General features: G+C 63.6%; 18 protein-coding genes. 10 read left to right on the top strand and 8 right to left on the bottom strand.

The annotated features are described in order from the left end of the window. The first annotated feature begins 1 nt into the window (after position 1). The 8 genes from J2Z31_RS19340 to mnhG all read left to right on the top strand — a co-directional run bounded on the left by J2Z31_RS19340 (position 2) and on the right by mnhG (position 10,751). The gene (locus tag J2Z31_RS19340; RefSeq protein ID WP_209603543.1) at positions 2–1,615 is read left to right on the top strand and encodes a cisplatin damage response ATP-dependent DNA ligase; all 1,614 of its coding nucleotides are present in this window, start codon (positions 2–4) and stop codon (positions 1,613–1,615) included. Positions 1,616–1,739: 124 nt separating this feature from the next. Beyond that, positions 1,740–4,391 carry a bifunctional diguanylate cyclase/phosphodiesterase gene (locus J2Z31_RS19345; RefSeq protein ID WP_209603763.1) on the top strand — a complete coding sequence of 884 codons (2,652 nt, stop codon included), beginning with the start codon at positions 1,740–1,742 and terminating at the stop codon, positions 4,389–4,391. Between the two features lie 360 nt (positions 4,392–4,751). Next, a complete protein-coding gene (locus J2Z31_RS19350) occupies positions 4,752–7,658 on the top strand; it encodes a monovalent cation/H+ antiporter subunit A (protein ID WP_234939525.1) in 2,907 nt (968 codons plus the stop codon). After that, complete coding sequence (locus J2Z31_RS19355; RefSeq protein ID WP_209603547.1) at positions 7,658–8,005, top strand: Na+/H+ antiporter subunit C; 348 nt, start codon at positions 7,658–7,660, stop codon at positions 8,003–8,005. The genes J2Z31_RS19350 and J2Z31_RS19355 overlap by 1 nt, the downstream gene beginning before the upstream one ends. Then, positions 7,974–9,617, top strand: coding sequence for a monovalent cation/H+ antiporter subunit D (locus J2Z31_RS19360; RefSeq protein WP_209603549.1), 1,644 nt, complete (start codon positions 7,974–7,976; stop codon positions 9,615–9,617). The genes J2Z31_RS19355 and J2Z31_RS19360 overlap by 32 nt, the downstream gene beginning before the upstream one ends. 2 nt (positions 9,618–9,619) lie before the next feature. Further along, positions 9,620–10,105 (top strand): Na+/H+ antiporter subunit E, encoded by a 486-nt coding sequence (locus J2Z31_RS19365; RefSeq protein WP_209603551.1) that lies wholly within the window; start codon positions 9,620–9,622, stop codon positions 10,103–10,105. Beyond that, entirely contained in the window at positions 10,102–10,383 is a 282-nt protein-coding gene (locus tag J2Z31_RS19370; RefSeq protein WP_209603553.1) for a K+/H+ antiporter subunit F, read from the top strand. The genes J2Z31_RS19365 and J2Z31_RS19370 overlap by 4 nt, the downstream gene beginning before the upstream one ends. Further along, positions 10,380–10,751, top strand: a complete 372-nt coding sequence (gene mnhG / locus J2Z31_RS19375; protein ID WP_209603555.1) for a monovalent cation/H(+) antiporter subunit G — start codon at positions 10,380–10,382, stop codon at positions 10,749–10,751. Before J2Z31_RS19370 ends, mnhG begins: the two co-directional genes overlap by 4 nt. A gap of 6 nt (positions 10,752–10,757) precedes the next feature. Here mnhG and cobM read toward each other — a convergent pair whose 3' ends face one another. Then, positions 10,758–11,516, bottom strand: coding sequence for a precorrin-4 C(11)-methyltransferase (gene cobM / locus J2Z31_RS19380; RefSeq protein ID WP_209603557.1), 759 nt, complete (start codon positions 11,514–11,516; stop codon positions 10,758–10,760). Next, on the bottom strand, positions 11,513–12,799 hold the full coding sequence (gene cbiE / locus J2Z31_RS19385) for a precorrin-6y C5,15-methyltransferase (decarboxylating) subunit CbiE (RefSeq protein ID WP_209603559.1): 1,287 nt from the start codon (positions 12,797–12,799) through the stop codon (positions 11,513–11,515). The genes cobM and cbiE overlap by 4 nt, the downstream gene beginning before the upstream one ends. Here cbiE and J2Z31_RS19390 point away from each other — a divergent pair. Then, a complete protein-coding gene (locus J2Z31_RS19390) occupies positions 12,753–13,553 on the top strand; it encodes a cobalt-precorrin-6A reductase (RefSeq protein WP_209603561.1) in 801 nt (266 codons plus the stop codon). The genes cbiE and J2Z31_RS19390 overlap by 47 nt on opposite strands. On the opposite strand, the gene J2Z31_RS19395 is transcribed toward J2Z31_RS19390, so the two are convergent. The 6 genes from J2Z31_RS19395 to ung all read right to left on the bottom strand — a co-directional run bounded on the left by J2Z31_RS19395 (position 13,517) and on the right by ung (position 18,782). Beyond that, positions 13,517–14,281 (bottom strand): precorrin-3B C(17)-methyltransferase, encoded by a 765-nt coding sequence (locus J2Z31_RS19395; protein WP_209603563.1) that lies wholly within the window; start codon positions 14,279–14,281, stop codon positions 13,517–13,519. The two genes, J2Z31_RS19390 and J2Z31_RS19395, sit on opposite strands and share 37 nt — an antisense overlap. Next, on the bottom strand, positions 14,278–15,060 hold the full coding sequence (locus J2Z31_RS19400) for a precorrin-2 C(20)-methyltransferase (RefSeq protein ID WP_328243617.1): 783 nt from the start codon (positions 15,058–15,060) through the stop codon (positions 14,278–14,280). Before J2Z31_RS19400 ends, J2Z31_RS19395 begins: the two co-directional genes overlap by 4 nt. Continuing rightward, on the bottom strand, positions 15,057–15,689 hold the full coding sequence (locus tag J2Z31_RS19405) for a precorrin-8X methylmutase (protein ID WP_209603565.1): 633 nt from the start codon (positions 15,687–15,689) through the stop codon (positions 15,057–15,059). Before J2Z31_RS19405 ends, J2Z31_RS19400 begins: the two co-directional genes overlap by 4 nt. Positions 15,690–15,691: 2 nt before the next feature. Next, a complete protein-coding gene (gene cobG, locus J2Z31_RS19410) occupies positions 15,692–17,032 on the bottom strand; it encodes a precorrin-3B synthase (protein ID WP_209603567.1) in 1,341 nt (446 codons plus the stop codon). A 172-nt stretch (positions 17,033–17,204) separates the two neighbouring features. Next, the gene (cobF, locus tag J2Z31_RS19415; protein WP_209603569.1) at positions 17,205–17,975 is read right to left on the bottom strand and encodes a precorrin-6A synthase (deacetylating); all 771 of its coding nucleotides are present in this window, start codon (positions 17,973–17,975) and stop codon (positions 17,205–17,207) included. Between the two features lie 96 nt (positions 17,976–18,071). After that, complete coding sequence (gene ung, locus J2Z31_RS19420; protein ID WP_209603571.1) at positions 18,072–18,782, bottom strand: uracil-DNA glycosylase; 711 nt, start codon at positions 18,780–18,782, stop codon at positions 18,072–18,074. A gap of 200 nt (positions 18,783–18,982) precedes the next feature. On the opposite strand from ung, the gene modA reads away from it, so the two are divergent. Next, on the top strand, positions 18,983–19,774 hold the full coding sequence (gene modA, locus J2Z31_RS19425; RefSeq protein ID WP_209603573.1) for a molybdate ABC transporter substrate-binding protein: 792 nt from the start codon (positions 18,983–18,985) through the stop codon (positions 19,772–19,774). Positions 19,775–19,850 lie beyond the last annotated feature (76 nt).

The raw sequence follows: 19,850 nt of genomic DNA on the forward strand, positions 1-19,850 counted from the left end.
GATGAGAGCCTTCGCCGAGCTCCTCGGCCGCCTCGTCCTTACTCCGCAGCGAACCGCCAAGATACGGCTGCTCGTCGACTACTTCCGCACGACCCCGGATCCGAGCCGCGGATATGCACTGGCGGCTATCGCCGGCACGCTGTCGCTCAACACGGTAAAGCCCGCCTTGATTCGAGACCTGCTGCTCGAGCGCATGGATGAGGTGCTCTTCCATTATTCCTACGACTATGTCGGCGACCTCGCCGAAACGGTTTCACTTGCGTGGGAACCACCGCGGGAGGTCGCACCAGCCGACATTCCCCTGGGCGAGGTCGTCGAAAAACTGCAGAGGGCGGGGCGTTCGGAGGTGCGCTCGCTGGTGCGCGAGATGCTTGACCGGCTCGATTCGTCCGGCCGTTTCGCCTTTCTGAAGCTCGCCACCGGGGGCTTACGGATCGGCGTCTCCGCCCGGCTTGCAAAGCAGGCGCTGGCGGAGATGGGGGGCAAGGACATCGGCGAAATAGAGAGGCTCTGGCATGGCCTGTCGCCACCTTACCTGCCCCTCTTCCTCTGGCTGACCGGTGAAGGGGAAATGCCGGTGCTCAAGACGCCCGCCGTTTTCCATCCGGTCATGCTGGCAACGCCGGTCGAACAAAACGATCTACAGGGCCTCGACCCTGCGGATTTCGCCGCGGAATGGAAATGGGACGGAATCCGCGTGCAACTCGCCAATGTCGGCGGCTTCAGGCGGCTCTATTCGCGTAGCGGCGATGAGATATCCAGCGCCTTTCCGGAAATCCTGGAGGCGGTGGACTTCGCCGGCGTCATCGATGGAGAATTGCTGGTCGGCGGAACGATGCGAACGGACCGCGCAACCGGCAGCTTCGCCGACCTTCAACAACGCCTGAACCGCAAGACCGTAAACCGCAAGCTGCTTGCGGACTATCCAGCCTTCATCCGCGGATATGATATGCTCTTTTGGGGCGAGCGAGACATCCGGCCGGAGCCTTTTCACATCCGCCGGAAGGCTTTGGCGGATCTGATCGACGCCGCCTCGCCGGAGCATTTCGACCTGTCGCCGCTCGTGCCCTTTTCGAGCTGGGAGGAACTGGACCGGCTGCGCTCCGACCCTCCCGATCCGGTCATCGAAGGCGTGATGCTGAAACGACTCGACTCGCCCTATCTCTCCGGAAGGATGAAGGGGCCGTGGTTCAAATGGAAACGCGCCCCGTTCAATATAGACGCCGTGCTGATGTATGCGCAGCGCGGCCACGGCAAGCGCTCCAGTTACTATTCCGATTTCACCTTTGGCGTCTGGGCGGAGGGGGAAGGCGGAGCCATGCTCGTTCCCGTCGGCAAGGCCTATTTCGGCTTCACGGATGCCGAGCTCGAAATTCTCGACCGGTTCGTGCGCGATAACACGGTCGAGCGCTTCGGGCCCGTCCGCGCCGTGCGGGCCGAGCCCGATGCCGGCTTCGTTGTCGAGGTCGCCTTCGAGGGCATCAACCGCTCGACGCGGCACAAGTCGGGCGTGGCCATGCGTTTTCCCCGGATCGCCCGTTTGCGGCCCGACAAACTGCCGCGCGAGGCGGATCGATTGGAAACGCTCGAGGCGATGATCGGCGCGAGAGCATGATCTCCGTCGCATCCGTTTCAGTTATTTCAGCGAAGTCGAATGAGAATTGTTAAGGAGAGTCTGGAATCATCCGGTGATTTCTTTCGCGTCCTATCGCTGGGTAAGCATTGTGCCGGAACACAACATCTCCAATGTCGGAAGATCCCGCTTCTCGCGATTTCTGACCCTCAACTACCTTCCGGCAATCACCGCCACATTCGTCGTCATCATTGCCGGCGTGCTCGCCGACCACCAGAACCGCATCATTTCCGAAGCGCGCATTCGGTCACACGTCGCCAACGAGCTCGGCCCGATCCGCTCGAAGCTCGAGAACAACATCAATGGCAGTATCCAGCTTGTCCGCGGCCTGATCGGCACGATCGCCACGGAGCCGGACATGCAGCAGCAGCGCTTTGCCGAGCTGGCGCGGAGCCTCTTCAGCGAGCGCTCTCAGCTGCGCAACTTGGCCGCCGCTCCCGACCTGGTCGTGTCAATGGTCTATCCGCTGGCGGGCAATGAGAAGGCGATCGGACTCGACTATCGCAAGAATGAGAAACAGCGCATGACCGCGGTCCGGGTAATGCAGACGGGAAGGCTGCTGCTCGCCGGTCCAGTAGATCTCGTACAGGGCGGCCGCGGGCTGATCGCCCGCTTTCCGGTGATGACCGACGCCGGCGGGGTAAAGCGCTTTTGGGGTCTTCTCTCGGCGGTCATCGACATAGACGAGCTCTATCGCGACAGCGGGCTCGATTCACCCGGCCTCGGCATCGAGATTTCCATTGCCGGTCGTGATGGACTTGGGCGTCATGGATCGGTTTTTTTTGGCGATCCGGCGCTCTTCCGCAAAGCGCCGGTCCAAGTGGACGTCGCCTTGCCGGGCGGTTCCTGGCGCATGGCGGCAATTCCAAAGGGCGGATGGCCGGATACGCCCGAGCATGCGTGGACGGTGCGCCTGCTGATCGTGCTCGGCGGCTTGGTGATCGTCGTCCCAATGATCATGACGGGCCGGCTGACAACAGAGCGCCAGGAGAACGTTCGCGCACTGAAAGAAAGTAAGGACCAGCTTCAGGAACTCTCGCACCGCCTGAAGATCGCGCTCGACGCATCCAGGATCGGCATCTGGGAAGTCGATATCGACAGTGGGCGGCTGCTTTGGGACAACCGCATGAAGGAGCTCTACGGGGTCCGTTCGCACGTGGGCACGACGACCGCCGAGTGGAAGGACAGGCTGCATCCGGATGACCGGACACGTGCCGAGGCGGAATTTGCCGAGACGATCTCCACCGGCGGGGCTTATAATTCCGAATTCCGCATCTGTCTGCCGAGGGGGCGCATCCGCCACATCCGCGCCATCGGCTCGACCTATCTCGCCGCGGACGGCACGCGCAAGATCGTCGGCGTCAATTGGGATGTCACGGCCGACATAGAAACCCGGGCAAGACTTTCGGAGGCGAAGCGCCTCGCCGAGGCGCACAGTGCCGAGCTCGAAGCCGCGCGCCATCGTATGGAATTCAACGCGCTTCACGACCCGCTCACCGGCCTGCCGAATCGCCGCTTCCTCGACCAGATCCTTGTCGACCGTAGCAGGCAGTTCGATGCGGGCGCGAGGCTCAGCATCTTTCACATCGATCTCGATCGCTTCAAACAGATCAACGACACTCTCGGCCATGCGGCCGGCGACGAGATCCTCAGGCATGCTGCGAGACTCTTGCGCGAAAGTGCTCGCGATGGCGATTTCGTCGCCCGTATCGGCGGCGATGAATTCGTCATCATCCGCGCTAGCGACAGGCCGGAGGAGGATGCCGCACTGGCATCGCGCATCATCGAGGCAATGAGCACGCCCGTTCGCTACAAGGAGCAGGAATGCCGCATCGGCGTCAGCATCGGCATTGCCGCCCAGAGCGCCGCGGCCGACGAGCTTTCGCAGATCCTCGTCAACGCCGACATCGCGCTTTACGAGGCCAAGCGGCGCGGCCGCAACCGGCACGAGACCTTCACCGGCGCTCTCAAGACCGAGGTCTTCAAAACCAAGCAGACAGCCGACGAAATCCTCCGCGGCCTCGAGCAGAACGAGTTCGTCGCGCATTTCCAACCGCAGTTCTGTCCGATCTCTCTGGAGGTCATCGGCGTCGAGGCGCTGGCGCGCTGGGATCATCCGACCAAGGGTCTCATTGGTCCGCACACCTTCTTGAAGACGGCGGAAGACATCAATGTCGTCGCGGCAATCGATCAGACGATCCTGGAGCAGGCCCTCTTCCAGCTCTGCCGCTGGGAGGCAAACGGTATCCGCATTCCCAAGGTGTCCGTCAATCTCTCATACTCGCGGCTGCGCGACGAACGGCTGACCGAACGGCTGGAGCAGATGCGGATCCCGGAAGGCCGGCTCTCCTTCGAACTGCTCGAATCGATCTCCTTCGACGAGAACGATATGACGGTCTTGTCGAACATCCGGCGGATCAAGGAACTCGGCATCGATATCGAAATCGACGATTTCGGCACCGGCTATGCCTCAATCATCAGCCTTTTGAAGCTGACGCCGCGCCGCCTGAAGATAGATCGGCAACTTGTCCTGCCCATACTCGATTCCGCCCCGCAGCGCCGGCTGGTGGAATCGATCATCGATATCGGGACGTCGCTCGGCGTCGAGGTGATCGCCGAAGGCGTGGAAACGCTGCAGCATGCCGCCATTCTCAAGGAGCTCGGCTGCCACGGGCTGCAGGGCTATGCCTTCGCTCGGCCCATGAGCGCCAACGATCTCGCGGCCTTCGTCTTCGAGCGGCGATGGCGCGCCGCCTGACGGCGGGCGATGGCGTTTGACGTTCTTCATTGGACCGGGGGGAGCGACGATCTCCCGGGTTGAATTTCTTTCCAACCGGCTTGGAAGTGGTCGAGATCACGATGATTTTAGGCCGAATCGACCTAAAATCATCACACGTGATCTATTATAAGAAGTTGGCGCGGGATACGCGCGGAAACCACGCGGGGTTTTCCTCATCCGGCGCTAGAAAATGCCGTAAAAACAATGGATCTGCGGCTTCACGGCTCGTCGGGGCATTGCCTTCGAAGGTCGCTTCGGCGACCATTGTCACCGACACGCCAAGACCGATCTCCACTTCAAGCAAGCACGGGGAGCCGAACGATCGAATACGCGGAAAATTTGCTTCCCATCTTCATTCTCGCCCCTTTCGGCGGGAGCCTCCTTGCCATCTTCTTTCCGTCCGATCAACCCGGCGCCACTGCCTGGTTTGCGGGCGCGATCGCGCTCGTCTGCTTCCTTGCCACCGCCGGACTCTATCCCTTCGTCGATGCCGGGAGCGTGCTTCGCTATGAACTCGAGTGGGCGCCCCAACTGGGCTTGAGCGTGTCGCTGCGCATGGACGGCTTCGCTTGGCTGTTTTCCGCCTTGATTACTGCGATTGGCGTGCTCGTGGTGCTCTACGCCCGCTACTACATGAACGCGGAAGATCCCGTGCCGCGCTTCTTCGCACTCTTCCTTGCCTTCATGGGGTCAATGCTCGGCGTCGTGCTTTCCGGCAACCTGATCCTTCTTGCCGTCTTCTGGGAATTGACCAGCATCGTCTCCTTCCTGTTGATCGGCTACTGGCACCATAACGCGCATGCTCGAGACGGCGCGCGTATGGCGCTGACAATCACGGGCATGGGCGGTCTCGCGCTTTTCGTCGGGCTGCTGCTCATCGGACGGGTCGTCGGCAGCTACGAACTCGATGCGGTACTGGCCTCCGGCAACGCGATCCGCAATGATCCTCTTTACGTGCCGATCCTCATCCTCGTCCTCTTCGGAGCGCTGACCAAGAGCGCCCAATTTCCGTTTCATTTCTGGCTGCCGCACGCCATGGCTGCGCCGACGCCGGTTTCCGCCTACCTTCATTCGGCAACGATGGTGAAGGCCGGGGTCTTCCTGCTTGCGCGGCTCTGGCCGGTGATGGCCGGAACGGAAGCCTGGTTCTGGCTCGTCGGCCTTGCCGGACTGACGACGCTGGTGCTCGGCGCCTATTTCGCCATCTTCCAGCAGGACCTCAAAGGCCTGCTCGCCTACTCGACGATCAGCCATCTCGGGCTGATCACGACGCTGCTCAGCCTTGGAAGCCCGCTTGCGGCCGTCGCCGCGATCTTCCACATCGTCAATCACGCCACCTTCAAGGCCTCGCTGTTCATGGCGGCCGGAATTATCGACCATGAAAGCGGCACGCGCGACATGCGGAGGCTAAGCGGCCTGTTCCGCTACATGCCGATCACCGCGACGCTCGCCATGGTCGCCAGCGCCGCCATGGCCGGCGTGCCGCTGCTCAATGGCTTCCTGTCGAAGGAGATGTTCTTCGCCGAGGCGATCGAAACGCACCTCGTCAACGCGCTCGACACGGTGACACCCTATGTCGCGACGATAGCGGGCATGTTCGCCGTGACCTATTCGCTGCGCTTCATTCACAGTGTCTTTTACGGCGCGCCGCCTTCGGACCTGCCGAAGAAGCCGCATGAGCCTCCGCGTTGGATGCGGGCGCCCATCGAATTCCTGGTGCTAGCCTGTCTCGTCGTCGGTATCCTTCCGGGTCGCACGATCGGCCCTTTCCTGCATACGGCCGTAACCTCCGTGCTCGGTGACCGGACGCCATATTACAGCCTGGCCGTCTGGCACGGTTTCAACGTCCCGATGATCATGAGCTTGGTGGCGCTTTCGGGTGGCATCGGGCTCTATTTCCTCATGCGCTCCTACCTCGCCACGGGCATCGAGGGACCACCCGTCTTCCGGTTACTCGAGGGACAACGCATCTTCGAACGCGTGCTGGTGACACTTTCGTGGAAATGGGCTCGCTCGATCGAACAAAGGCTCGGCACGCGCCGGCTGCAGCCGCAGATGCGCCTCCTCGTCTTCCTGGCGCTTGCGGCCGGGGCACTCCCGCTCCTTGCCGGCGGCTTCGAAATGCCGCCTCTCGTCATCCGCGGCATTGATCCGGCCTTTGCTCTGCTCTGGGCGATCGGCATTGCCTGCGCCGTCGGCTCGGCTCTGCAGGCGAAATTCCACCGCCTTGCAGCGCTGGTTCTGCTCGGCGGCGCGGGGCTAGTCACCTGCCTCACTTTCGTCTGGCTTTCCGCGCCGGATCTAGCCGTCACGCAGCTTCTCGTCGAGATCGTCACCACCGTCCTGATCCTGCTCGGTTTGCGCTGGCTGCCGAAGCGCATCAAGGAACCGGAGAGGGAAGACATCCCGATGAAGACACGCTTCCGGCGTCTGCGCGACTTTCTGCTCGCGACGCTCGCCGGTGGCGCAATGACCCTCCTTGCCTATACCGTGATGACGCAACCAGCATCCGAGACAATCGCCAGTTACTTCCTTGAGCGCGCCTATAGCGAAGGCGGCGGCACCAACGTCGTCAACGTCATCCTCGTCGACTTCCGCGGCTTCGATACGCTCGGCGAGATCGCCGTTCTGTCGATCGTCGCACTAACGGTGTTCGCGCTCCTCTTGCGTTTCCGCCCTCAGGCGGACAGCCTCGAAGCTCCGGAACAGCAGAGGCTGCAGAACGCCTTCGACGCCGGGCACCCCGGGAGAACCGCCGGCGACAGCATTGCCGAATACCTGCATATCCCGTCGGTGATCATGCGCTGGATGTTCCCTGTGACCGCCATGCTCGCCGCCTATCTTTTCCTGCGTGGCCACGACCTGCCAGGTGGCGGCTTTGCCGCGGGCGTTGCCATGTCGATCGGCTTCATCCTGCAATACATGTCCGGCGGCACCCGCTGGGTCGAAGAGCGGCTGCGCATCCATCCGCTCCGCTGGATGAGCATCGGTCTGCTGGTTGCGGCGGCCACGGGGATCGGCTCCTGGCTCTTCGGCTATCCCTTTCTGACCTCGCATTCGCAATATGCAATGCTGCCGATCATCGGCGAGGTGCCGCTCGCAAGCGCCATTCTTTTCGATTTCGGCGTTTTCTCGCTCGTGCTGGGCGCCACGGTGCTGATGCTGATCGCCATCGCGCACCAGTCGATCCGCGCTCCGCGCGCTCATGTCAGGATGGCGCGCACCGGGAAGGAGGCGGCACAGTAATGGAACTCATCCTCTCGGCCGGTATCGGAACTCTGACCGCATCGGGGGTTTATCTACTCCTGAGACCGCGAACCTATCAGGTGGTCATCGGACTTTCCCTGCTCTCCTATGCGGTTAATCTCTTCATCTTTGGCATGGGCCGGCTGCGTGTGAACGCCCCACCCATTCTCGAGCCCGGCGGCGTCGGCGACCTGGCGCGCCACACCGATCCGCTAGCGCAGGCGCTCGTACTGACGGCGATCGTCATCGGCTTCGCCATGACCGCGCTTTTCCTGGTCGTGCTGCTCGCCTCGCGTGGGTTCACCGGCACGGACCATGTCGACGGCAGGGAGCAGCGCGGTGACTGATTGGCTGCAACACCTTCCGGTCCTGCCGGTCATAGTGCCGCTCGCGGTTGCGGCCGCATTGATTCCGGTCGACGAGCGCGAGCGGACGCTGAAAGGTTCGATCAGCTTCCTTTCGACGGTCGCCGTCTTCGTGGTCGCGATGATTCTCATGCGCCTTTCGGCTGCGGGCGAAGGAGCCTTACCGGGGGCGGGCGTCTATCAGCTCGGTAACTGGCCGGCGCCGTTCGGCATCGTTCTCGTCGTCGACCGTCTCTCGGCCCTGATGCTGTGCCTGACGAGCGGGTTGGCGCTCGCCGCGCAAGTCTACTCGATGGCGCGCTGGCACACGGCCGGACACCATTTTCATTCGCTGTTGCAGCTTCTCGTCGCCGGGATCAACGGCGCCGTCCTGACAGGGGATTTGTTCAATCTCTTTGTCTTCTTCGAGATGATGCTCGCCGCTTCCTACGGGCTGCTGCTGCACGGCTCCGGCCCTCTGCGCGTAAAAGCCGGGCTTCATTACGTTGCCATCAACCTTGCGGCCTCCTCGCTTTTCCTGGTCGGGGTCAGCCTGATCTACGGCGCCACAGGCACGCTCAACATGGCCGATCTCGCGACGAAGCTCCCAGCGCTTGCGCCTGAAAGCAGGATGCTCGTCGAGACCGGCGCCGCCGTCCTCGGGATAGCATTCCTGGTGAAGTCGGGAATGTGGCCGCTGAGCTTTTGGCTACCGACAGCGTATGCCGCGACAACTCCTCCGGTCGCCGCGATCTTTGCGGTGCTGACGAAGGTCGGGATTTACGTCATCATCCGTCTCGGTCTGCTTGTCTTCGGCACCGCCGCGGGCGCATCGGCAGGATTCGGCCAGAGCTGGCTGCTGGCAGGTGGCATGGCGACGATCGCCTTCGGCGCCATCGGCGTCCTTGCTTCCCAGGCGATGGGCAGGCTCGCCGGCTATTCGGTCCTCGTCTCCTCGGGAACGCTGCTTGCCGCAATCGGGCTCGGACATCCCGAGATGATTGCCGGCGCGCTCTTCTATCTCGTCAGCTCGACGCTGACGATTGCGGCCTTCTTCCTCTTGATCGAGCTCGTCGAGCGCGGCCGCGATGCCGCCGCCGACGTGCTGGCGGTGACGATGGAGGCCTTTGGCGACTTCGACGAAAACGAAGAGGAGGAGGAAGTAGGCGTCGCCATCCCGGGGACCATGGCCGTACTCGGCCTTTGCTTCTTGGTTTGCGCCGTGCTCCTCTCCGGCCTTCCGCCGCTCTCAGGCTTCATCGCCAAGTTCACGCTTCTGCACGGCCTCTTCGACGTGCCGGCGGCCGGCCAGGCAAGGACGATCTCTGCCGCCGATTGGACCTATGTCGCCCTCATCATTCTTTCGGGCCTCGCGGCGATGATCGCAATGAACCGCATCGGCATCCGCACGTTCTGGGCCTCGATCGAAGGCACCGTACCCCGCGTCGTCGTCATCGAGATCACGCCTGTCGTGGTGCTGCTCGCCGCCTGCATCTTCCTGAGCTTCCAGGCCGGGCCCGCAATGCGCTACATGCAGGCGACCGCCGATGACCTGCTCAACCCCGGCGGCTACAGCGATCGGGTGCTGACCGCACCGCGGGCGGGAGGTCAATAGACGTGCGCGCCTGGTTTCCCTATCCGCTGCTCTCCACCGCCCTCCTTGGCATTTGGCTCCTCTTGAACCAGTCTGTGGCGCCCGGCACGCTGCTCGTCGGTCTCGTTCTCAGCACGGTTCTCGCCTGGGTCGCGGTGAAGCTGCAGCCGAAGCGATCGCATCTCAATCGCTTGCGGACGATCGCCGGGTTTGTGCTGCTTGTTGCTGTCGACATCCTCCGCTCGAATATTGCGGTTGCCGGGATCATCCTGCGCTCCCGAGGCCAGGCGGTCAGGTCAGGCTTCGTGTCCGTCGATTGCGACCTCCAGGACGAGAATGCCCTCGCAGTGCTCGCCTGCATTCTCACCGCAACACCGGGCACCGCCTGGCTCGAATACGACAGTCGCCAGAAGAAGCTGCTCGTTCACCTTCTCGACCTTGAGGACGAGCCTGCCTGGCGGCGAACGCTCGAGCGCTACGAAGCATCGCTGAAGGAGATATTCCAATGACCGAGCTTGCAATCCTCTGGTCCATCCTGCTCGCGCAGGTCATGCTCGCTCTTGCCATGGGCTTGGCACTCTACCGGATGGTCAAGGGCCCAAGGGCACAGGATCGTATCCTCGGACTGGATACGCTCTACATAAACGCGATGCTGATGCTCGTGGCCTTCGGCATCCGCACCGCGAATACCGTCTATTTCGAAACCGCCCTCATCGTAGCAGTGATCGGCTTCGTTTCATCGATAGCACTTGCTAAGTTCCTGATGCGCGGCGAGGTGATCGAATGAGCCACCTGACCGACCTGCCGTCGTGGGCGGCGATCCTGGTTTGCGCACTCCTGCTTCTAGGAGCGGCGATGACGCTGATCGGCTCCCTCGGCCTGATACGCCTCCCGAGCTTCTACGACAGACTGCATGCGCCCACGATAACGACGAGCGGCGGTACGCTCCTCGTCTGCCTCGCCTCGATCCTCTGCTTTGCGATATTGCAGAGTCGCTGGATCTTCCACGAACTGCTGATCATCTTCTTCATCACGGCAACGACGCCAGTGATGCTGATGCTGCTCGGCCAGGCCGCCCTTTATCGCGACCGGTTGGAGAAGCCGCGGGACGTTCCGCAAAAGCCCGTTCCGCTGTCCATGGCGGATTCTCAGTGAATTCGTCTATTCGCGCCCACGAAAGCGACGCTGGTAGGCAGGGTCGTAGAGCGAGCTTTCACGGAAATCGGCGGCTTCGAGCCCCGGCCCGACAAAGATCAGCGCCGTGCGCTCGATTGGCTCTGCGGCGACCCTGGCAACAATGTCGCCGAGCCTGCCGCGCAGCACCCGCTCGTCCGGCCAGGATGCCTTGACGACGATCGCCACGGGGCAGTCAGCACCATAGAGCGGCATCAACTCCTCGACGACGCTGTCGAGGGCATGGATGGCAAGGTGGATCGCAAGCGTCGCGCCGCTAGCGCCGAAGGCGGACAGCGTTTCGCTGTTCGGCATCGGCGAAGCGCGCCCGGAAACGCGCGTCAAAACCAGGCTCTGCGCAATCGCCGGAATGGTCAGCTCACGGCCGAGCGCCGCGGCGGCCGCGGCAAAGGATGGCACGCCCGGAGTCATCGTATAGGCGATCCGATGCTTCTCGAGCCGCCTGATCTGCTCGGCGACCGCGCTCCAGACGGAGAGGTCGCCGGAATGCAGCCGCGCGACGTCCTCTCCCGCTTCCGCCGCGCGGACATATTCCGCCTCGATCTCATCGAGCGACATCGGCGCCGTATCGATGATGCGGGCGCCGGGTGGGCAATATTGAAGAAGCTCGGGCGAAACGATCGAGCCGGCATAGAGGCAGACCGGGCACCGGCCAATCAGTTCCCTGCCGCGAACGGTAATGAGGTCTGCCGCGCCTGGACCTGCGCCGATGAAATGAACCGTCATGATCTATCCTCTTGAACCTGATCCAGACCCGCCTTGATCCAGCACCATTGCGTGACCGGCATTGCTGGACGCCAGCCGGTCATGCTGCCGACAGGCAGTGCCCGTGCAATGTCGATCCGGATCAGGGAGCCGCCAAGCCGTGCGTGATGAGCGAGGATCACCGCTTCCATTTCCACTGTGACGGCATTGGCAACCAGTCGGCCGCCCGGTCGCAGTGAAGCAATTGCCGCATCCATCACCCCGAGCTCACTGCCGCCGCCGCCGATGAAGATCGCGTCCGGCTGTAGAAGTCCGCGCAACGCGTCCGGTGCTTGCCCTTCAACGATGGCGAGACCAGGGACGCCGAAGCGTGCGGCATTGCGGCCGATGCGTGCGGCGCGCTCGGGGGAGGCTTCGATGGCGATCGCCCTCATCGCCGTGTCTCGGAGCATCCACTCGATGGCGATCGAGCCGGATCCGGCACCTATGTCCCAGAGAAGTTCGCCTTTGCGGGGCGCCAGCGTCGAAACCGTCAGCGCCCGCACCTCCCGCTTGGTGATCTGGCCATCATGCTCGAAAAGCCGGTCATCGAGCCCGGAAGCCAACGGCAGCACGCGCGCATCGGCATCCGCGACGACCTCGACGGCGCAGATGTTCAACGAATGAATTTTCTCGAGCGCAAAGCCGGCGGCAACATGCCGCGAAACGCGCTCTTGTGCTCCTCCGAGTGCTTCGAGAACTGTAAGCTGCGACTGACCGAACCCGTTTTCGGTGAGGAGACCGGCGATCGCCTTTGCGCCATCCTCGTCAGAGGTCAGTGCGAGCACGCGCGTGCCGGGTTGCAAGTGCGGCCGGATGAGATCGAGCGGACGGCCATGCAGCGAGATGGTCGCGACCTCCTGCAAAGCCCAGCCGAGCCGAGATGCCGCCAGGCTAAATGCGGAGGGTGCGGGGATCGTGCGCATCTCGCGCTTGTCGATGCGGCGAGCGAGGGTGGCGCCGACGCCGAACAGGAACGGATCTCCGGAGGCGAGCACGACCACGGCGTCGCCGCGCCGCGCGAGGATCGCCTCGACGGACTTCTCGAAGGGGCTCTGCCACACTTGCCGCTCGCCGCTGATCAGCGGCGCTGCAAGCTCGATATGGCGGCTACCGCCGAAAACGACCGGCGCCGTCTCGATGAGGCGCTTGGCCTCGTCGCCGAGACCGGCTACACCGTCCTCGCCGATTCCGATGATAGTCAGCCAGGGAGTAGCCATGGCCGAGCCGTTGTTCGACAGATCAGCCACCGGCAGACCTCGCATACTGATCCTGGGGGGAACGACAGAAGCGCGACAGCTCGGCGAACGCCTCGCGACCAATCGCCGCTTCGATGCCGCGATGTCGCTTGCAGGGCGCACGGCCGACCCGCGACCGCAGCCCCTGCCGACCCGAATCGGCGGCTTCGGCGGTGCCGAGGGTCTCGCTGCCTTTCTCGAGGAGGAAGCTGTTTCGCTGCTCGTCGATGCGACACATCCCTTTGCCGCCCGCATTTCGCAGAATGCGGCCGCCGCAGCGGCAGCGACCGGAACGCCGCTCCTTGCCTTGCGCCGAGCGGCTTGGGAGCCGAAGGCGGGCGATCGCTGGACGCACGTCGAAAGCGTGGCGGAGGCCGTGACGGCTCTCGGCGAAAGGCCGCGCCGCGTCTTCCTGGCGATCGGTCGGCAGGAAGCCTTCCATTTCGAGCGGGCGCCGCAACACAGCTACGTCGTGCGCAGCGTCGATCCGGTGACGCCACCGCTCGCTCTCCCCGACGTCACCGCTATCCTTTCCTCCGGCCCGTTTGCCGAGACCGACGAGATGAACCTGCTCAAAGAGCGCCGCATCGACGTGATCGTCACCAAGAACAGCGGCGGAACGGCGACTTACGCCAAGATCGCGGCCGCCCGCAAGCTCGGCCTCGAGGTCGTAATGGTCGAGCGCCGCAAACCCATCGATGTGCCGACGGTCAACGATTGCGGCGAGGCGCTCGAATGCATCCATCAATGGCTGGCCCCGGTGAAGGATCGCGGCGTATAGACCAGATCCGGGCTGCCGTCGCGCGAAACGACGCGCGTCTCCGACGAGCCGATGATGACGCAGGTCGCCATGTCGGCGTGATCCGGATCAGCATCGCCGAGCGGCATCACGGTGATGCGCTCGTCCGGCCGGCCGGCAGCCCGTCCGAAGATGACCGGAACAGAGGCCGGCAGAACCTCACGCAGGATCGAGAACGCCTCGCCCAATTGCCACGGGCGGGCCTTGCTGATGGGATTGTAAAGGGCGATCACCAGCCCCGCCTCGGCGGCAAGTCTCAGGCGCTTGGTAATGACGTCCCAAGGCTTCAGATTGTCCGACAGGGACATGGCGCAGAAATCATGTCCGAGCGGGGCACCGATGCGGGCTGCCACCGCCAGCATCGCCGTAACGCCGGGAGTGACCCGCAGATCGACTCGCCGCCACTCTTCCGGCCCCTTGTCGATCGCCTCGCAGACGGCAGCCGCCATCGCGAAAATGCCGGGATCGCCGCCGGAAACCACGCAGACATCGGCTCCGGCAGCCGCGCGTGCGAGCGCGGCCTCGGCCCGATCGAGCTCTTCGCGGTTGTCCGAGGCGATACGGATCTGGTCGGGACGAAGCTCCAGGCGATCGAGATAGGGTCCATAGCCGAAGAACTCGGTCGCAGCCGCAATCGCGTCGCGGCTTTCAGGCGTCATCTGCGCCGGGTTGCCCGGGCCGGTGCCGACGATGAAAAGCCTGCCGCTCATGCCCTTACCTCCCGGACGCTGTCATTTTGAGCCGGCCTGCCCTTCCACCCGGGGACCAGCACTAGCGAGAAATAGGGCGCCGCGTCGTCCGGCTTGTCAGAGAGCGGGATCATTGCCGCATTCTTCATGGTGCCGCGTTCGACATAGACGGCGGCACCGAGCCGGCCTGCCGCGGCGAGCGCGCGGCGGATCTTCGGCAGGTTGCGTCCGACCTTCATGATGACCGCAGCCTCGGTATCGGCAAGGCGGCGCTGGAGCTCGCCCTCCCCCATCGTACCGGGAAGAACCGAGAGCACATCGTCACCCTGCACCAGCGGCAGCCCGGCGAGCGACCAGCAGCCGGACATGGCGGTGATGCCCGGAATGACCTCAACGGGGAAACGGCCGGCGAGCCGTACATGCAGGTGCATGTAAGATCCGTAGAAAAGCGGGTCCCCCTCGCTGAGGATCGCCACTGTTCGCCCCGCCTGAAGATGTTCGGCGACCACCTCTGCCGAGGAGTTATAGAAGTCGGTGATCTGGCGCTTGTAGGCTTCATCGTCCTTGTCGATCTCGGTCGTCACCGGATAGTAGAGCGGTAGCTCCTGCGTCCCCGGCCTGATGAGGCCCTCAACGACCGCGCGGCCATTGCCGCTGCGCCCTGCCTTGGCGAAATAGGCGACGACCTCCGCCTCGCCGAGCGCCCGAACCGCCTTCACCGTCAGCAGCTCAGGGTCGCCCGGCCCGGTGCCCACACCTATGAGCCTGCCGACGCCGATGGGCTTGCCCGCCCCGCTCACAGACCAGGCCTCGCGAGTGAATTCAGCGCCGCGGCGGTGATCGCGCTGCCGCCCAGGCGGCCGCGGACGATCGCGAATGGAACACCGTAGGAATTCTCCGCCAGCGCTTCCTTCGATTCCGCCGCGCCGACGAAACCGACCGGCATACCGAGGATTGCCGCCGGCTTCGGCGCGCCATCTCGCAGCATTTCGAGCAGATAGAAGAGCGCCGTCGGCGCGTTCCCGATGGCGACCACCGATCCCGCCATCCGCTCGCCCCAGAGCTCCAGCGCCGCGGCCGAGCGCGTATTGCCGATCTGGGTGGCAATCTCGGCCGTACGCGGATCGCGAAGCGTGCAGATCACCTCATTGCCCGCCGGGAGTCGCGCCCGCGTCACGCCATGCGCCACCATCTCCGCATCGCAGAAGATCGGGGCGCCGTTCTTCAGCGCCGTGCGCGCGGCGGATACGAAGTCCGGCGAAAAAACGAACTGGCGCGCCGCCTCGACGGAGCCGCAGGCATGCACCATGCGCACGGCGAGATCCGCTTCCTCTTCCGAGAAGGCGGAAAGATCGGCCTCGGCTCGGATGATCGCAAAGGAACGCTCATAGATGGCGCTGCCATCGCGAATATAATCGTAATCAGGCATTTCTATCCCTGTTCAAACGCTGCGGCGATCGGCCCGGTCCCGAGCCGTGTAAGACAGGAGTGTGCCGATTCGCCAGCGTCTTTGTTCTCCCGCACCAGCGCATTGAGGCGCGCAAGCGCGGATCCTATTCCGCTTTCATCCGTGTAGGCGCTCGGCGCGACGGAAGCGGTGCCATTTACGACAAGCGCATATCCTGATGGCGCACCGACGAGTGTCAGCGGAGAGACCATCGGCCTGGCGCACCCCTTGGCACAGCCAGACAGGTGAAGCATGAGCGAGCCATCGAGAAATTCGCGCCCCGCCTCCACCGCGAGCCTTGCCACCGCCTTGGTGTCCAACAGTGCCGACGCGCAGGCTCGCCCGGCGCAACTGGCGATGTGGTTACGCGGATCGTCGGGAGCAACCAGAAACCCGTGCGAAAGCGCCAGCTGCCGTGCAATCGCTGCGGCTTCGCGGTCAAGCCCAAGGAGAAGCAGTCCATGCCGCGACGCCAGGCGCACTTCCGTCGCGCCCATTTCCTCCGCCTGCTCCAGGAAAGCGATGAGATTGCCGGCATCCGTCTGAGCGTAAGCCAAGCCGAGACCGAGCACGATGCGGCCGCTGCCGAAATCGTGAATGCCGGTCGGAAGCCAGCGGGGACTCTCGTCAGGCACGGCCGGGGCGGCATCGGACCATCGCCGCCGGATGTGGTCCGCGTCGAGATCGCGGCCACGCGCGCTCGGCCCAAGCGAGCTCAGCTCCACAAGGAGCGTCATCATCGCGGGCACGGCCCGCTCCGATGAGAGCAGCGCAACGGGTCGTGCCGTACGGGCCGTACCGCCGAGCGACAGCAACCAACGGACACCATCGCCTCGGTCGAGCGCATCGAGGCGCAGGTCGGCGGCGACATCCTTCAGATGGAAGCGCCCGCCGCCATCGACGACGATCGACAATTTCGGTGCGAGCGTCAGCGCCGGCTGCCCTGCAATCGCGCCGCGCAGTGCGTCGGCGAGCGATCGAGGGTCGACGATTTCACCCGGATCGAACCCGGCTAGCGGCGGCGTCTCGATCGCCACCCCTTCGGCAATGGCGATTCCCGCATTGGCGATTGCCGCCCCGAGCGATCCGACCGTACTCACGGTCAAACCGCGAATCTGCAGGTTGCCGCGGGCCGTCACTTCCAGGAGGCCATTGCCGAAGCGCTCGGCGAGTGCCGCAAGAAGCCGCAGTTCCGCCGGCGTCAGCGGTCCTGCGGGGTGCAAGCGCACGAGCAGCCCGTCGCCGGTCTGCATCGGGCTCGCCAGCGAAGGGCAGGCGCCACGGCGCATCGAAGGGTCCGGCTTGGCCTCGGCACAGCTCGTCATCGCTCCAGTCACTCCCGCCGGGGCTGCGCCCCGTCATGCTCCGTAAATGTGCCCTAGGCTCTGGATCAACCTAAAAAACCCTCGGCCTAGATGGACCTATATCACAGGCGATTTCTTTGAGAGAGATCAAAGGGGCCGCGCACCGATTGCCGCGCCTGTCACAGAACCCATTTCAATCGTCGAAATCGGCGCCCTTGCGCAAGAGATAAATGTCCATGATCCAGCCCATGCGCTCTCGCACTGCGGCACGTGTCTTAAGAATCTCGTCCTTCACCTCCGCAAGACGTCCCGAAATGACGATCTCGTCGGGCGTGCCGAGATAGGCGCCCCAATAAATTTCCGCTTCCGAATCCTCTATGTGCTGGAAGGCCTGTTCACCGTCGAGCATGACGACCGCGGTTTCGGTTCTATGCGGAAAGCTCTCCGCGAGGCGACGTCCGGTGGTGATCTCTAGCGGCTTGCCGACGAGGTTGAGGGGAATTCGATGGCTGGCGCAGAGTGCCTGAAGACTGGTGATACCGGGAATGACTTCGAACTCGAAGGAGACGCGCCCGCGCGCCCGAACCCTTTCGATGATGCGGATCGTGCTGTCATAGAGCATGGGGTCGCCCCAGACGAGGAAGGCGCCGGTCTGGTCTTCCCCGAGCTCGCCTTCGAGCAGCCTTTCATAGGTGGCCGCTATGCTCGCATGCCATTCGTCGACGCTTCCGGCGTAGCTCCGCCCTTCCGTCCGGCGCACCGGCACGGCGAACTCGACCGTTCGGCTGCCGCTGCGTGTCACGTAGCGGCCGCAGATCTCGCGCCGCACCTCGGCAAGTTCCGCCTTCTTCGCGCCCTTGGTCGGAATGAAGAGCACGTCGGCGCGATTGAGCGCGTTTATCGCCTGGATCGTCATGTGTTCGGGATTGCCGGCGCCGATGCCGATGACGAGGATATGCCGCATGCCGTTTCTCCATCGGTGCTGCGCCGCTGCCCCGTCATTGGCGGATCGAGGTGATGGACGCAAGGCCCATCCGCGACGGCAGAAGATACGAGCGCGTCACGCGTAGTCAGTCCGCAAGGGCGGATCTTCCGGGAGCCGCCAGTCGATAGGATCGAGGCCCTTCGACGTGAGGAAGGCATTGGCCTTGGAAAAATGCCGGCAACCGAAGAAGCCGGAATGCGCCGAAAGCGGCGAAGGATGCGGCGCGGTCAGAACCAGATGCCTTGATCGGTCAACGAATGCCGCTTTCCTCTGCGCATAGGAGCCCCACAGCATGAAGACAACCGGTTGTTCCTGCTCGTTGACGGCGCGAATGACCGCATCCGTGAAGCGCTCCCAGCCCCGGCCCTGATGCGAGGCGGCGCGGCCCCGCTCGACGGTGAGCACGGCGTTCAGGAGAAGCACGCCCTGCCCTGCCCAGCTTTCGAGAAATCCGTGGCGCGCCGGCGGAATACCTAAGTCGTCCTGGAGTTCCTTGTAGATGTTGACGAGCGAAGGCGGAATGCGCACGCCCGGCCGCACGCTGAAGCAGAGCCCATGCGCCTGCCCGTCGCCATGATAGGGATCCTGGCCGAGAATAACGACTCGCAACCCGTCGAGCGGGGTCAGGTCGAGCGCCCGAAAATACTCGCTGCCCCTCGGGAAAATCTGCCGGCCTTCCTGCTTCTGTTCGAGAAGAAAGCGCTTGAGATCGGCCATGTAACCATGGCGAAACTCCGGCGCCAATGCCGCCATCCAACTTTCCTCAAGCCTTATCGTCGCATCCATGGGGCCCCAAACCTCCTTCGTTCCGGTTCGGGAATTTAGCCGCCTTGGCACCCATCGCAAGCTTCCCCGCGGTGTTTGCCCGTTCGGTTCACTGTTTTGATTGCCTTCATCGACGGCATTGTATTTCTCTGGATATAGCGCTAACGAATTGGACGTGCGTTGTATATTCTGAAATATTACGAGGACATGAGGCAATCCTGATGGCGTTCGGACGCAGAGATTGGCTGAAGGGCTTGGCGCTGGCGCTCGGCATTCTTCTATCGAGCGCGACCTTCGCTCCGGTCCGGGCCGCCGAGAAGGTGACGATCTTCGCTGCGGCGAGCCTCAAGGACGCACTCGATGCGGTCAATGACGAATGGCAGCGGCAGACCGGCGAGGAGGCGACCGTCTCGTATGCGGCAAGCTCCACACTCGCAAGGCAGATCGAGCAGGGCGCGCCGGCCGACATCTTTATCTCCGCCGATCTCGCCTGGATGGATTACCTTGCCGATCGGCATCTGATCGACAAGGCTAGTCGCACGAACCTGCTCGGCAATCGCCTCGTCCTCGTTTCCGCAGAGACGGTGGCCGCGCCGGTCAATATCGAACCCGGCCTCGATCTTGCCAGCCTGCTCAACGATGGCCGCTTGGCGATGGGCGCTGTGGATTCTGTTCCCGCCGGCAGATACGGCAAGGCCGCGCTGGAAAACCTCGGCATCTGGCCAAAAGTCGCCAAAAAGGTCGCCGGCGCCGAAAGCGTGCGCGCCGCCCTCCTGCTCGTTTCGCGCGGCGAGGCGCCCTACGGCATCGTCTACCAGACCGATGCTGCAGCCGACCCGGGCGTCAAGGTAGTGGGCATCTTCCCGGAAAACAGCCACCCCCCGATCGTCTACCCGATCGCCTTGACCGCCGACAGCAGGAACGCCGCAGCGGCTGCCTATCTCGAGTTCATCAAATCGCCCGAGGCTGCGGCCCTGTTCGAGGCGCAGGGTTTCACCGTGCTGGTGGAGTAGGCTGGGCCAGCCTGCTCCCGGATGGGCGGGAATTCAAAGATCGTATGTTTCGGTGAACGTGGGGCAGTACCTTGGA

Origin of the sequence: Sinorhizobium kostiense, from assembly GCF_017874595.1 — a bacterium.
Lineage (GTDB): Bacteria > Pseudomonadota > Alphaproteobacteria > Rhizobiales > Rhizobiaceae > Sinorhizobium > Sinorhizobium kostiense.

Excerpts from the sequence above, each read along its gene's own strand:
- J2Z31_RS19370 (WP_209603553.1), top strand. The coding sequence starts at position 10,102 with ATGACCGAGCTTGCAATCCTCTGGTCCATCCTGCTCGCGCAGGTCATG.
- cobM (WP_209603557.1), bottom strand. The coding sequence starts at position 11,516 with ATGACGGTTCATTTCATCGGCGCAGGTCCAGGCGCGGCAGACCTCATT.
- cobF (WP_209603569.1), bottom strand. The coding sequence starts at position 17,975 with ATGCGGCATATCCTCGTCATCGGCATCGGCGCCGGCAATCCCGAACAC.
- J2Z31_RS19340 (WP_209603543.1), top strand. The coding sequence starts at position 2 with ATGAGAGCCTTCGCCGAGCTCCTCGGCCGCCTCGTCCTTACTCCGCAG.
- mnhG (WP_209603555.1), top strand. The coding sequence starts at position 10,380 with ATGAGCCACCTGACCGACCTGCCGTCGTGGGCGGCGATCCTGGTTTGC.
- J2Z31_RS19360 (WP_209603549.1), top strand. The coding sequence starts at position 7,974 with ATGTCGACGGCAGGGAGCAGCGCGGTGACTGATTGGCTGCAACACCTT.
- J2Z31_RS19355 (WP_209603547.1), top strand. The coding sequence starts at position 7,658 with ATGGAACTCATCCTCTCGGCCGGTATCGGAACTCTGACCGCATCGGGG.
- ung (WP_209603571.1), bottom strand. The coding sequence starts at position 18,782 with ATGGATGCGACGATAAGGCTTGAGGAAAGTTGGATGGCGGCATTGGCG.
- cobG (WP_209603567.1), bottom strand. The coding sequence starts at position 17,032 with ATGACGAGCTGTGCCGAGGCCAAGCCGGACCCTTCGATGCGCCGTGGC.
- J2Z31_RS19405 (WP_209603565.1), bottom strand. The coding sequence starts at position 15,689 with ATGCCTGATTACGATTATATTCGCGATGGCAGCGCCATCTATGAGCGT.
- J2Z31_RS19390 (WP_209603561.1), top strand. The coding sequence starts at position 12,753 with ATGGCCGAGCCGTTGTTCGACAGATCAGCCACCGGCAGACCTCGCATA.
- cbiE (WP_209603559.1), bottom strand. The coding sequence starts at position 12,799 with ATGCGAGGTCTGCCGGTGGCTGATCTGTCGAACAACGGCTCGGCCATG.
- J2Z31_RS19395 (WP_209603563.1), bottom strand. The coding sequence starts at position 14,281 with ATGAGCGGCAGGCTTTTCATCGTCGGCACCGGCCCGGGCAACCCGGCG.
- modA (WP_209603573.1), top strand. The coding sequence starts at position 18,983 with ATGGCGTTCGGACGCAGAGATTGGCTGAAGGGCTTGGCGCTGGCGCTC.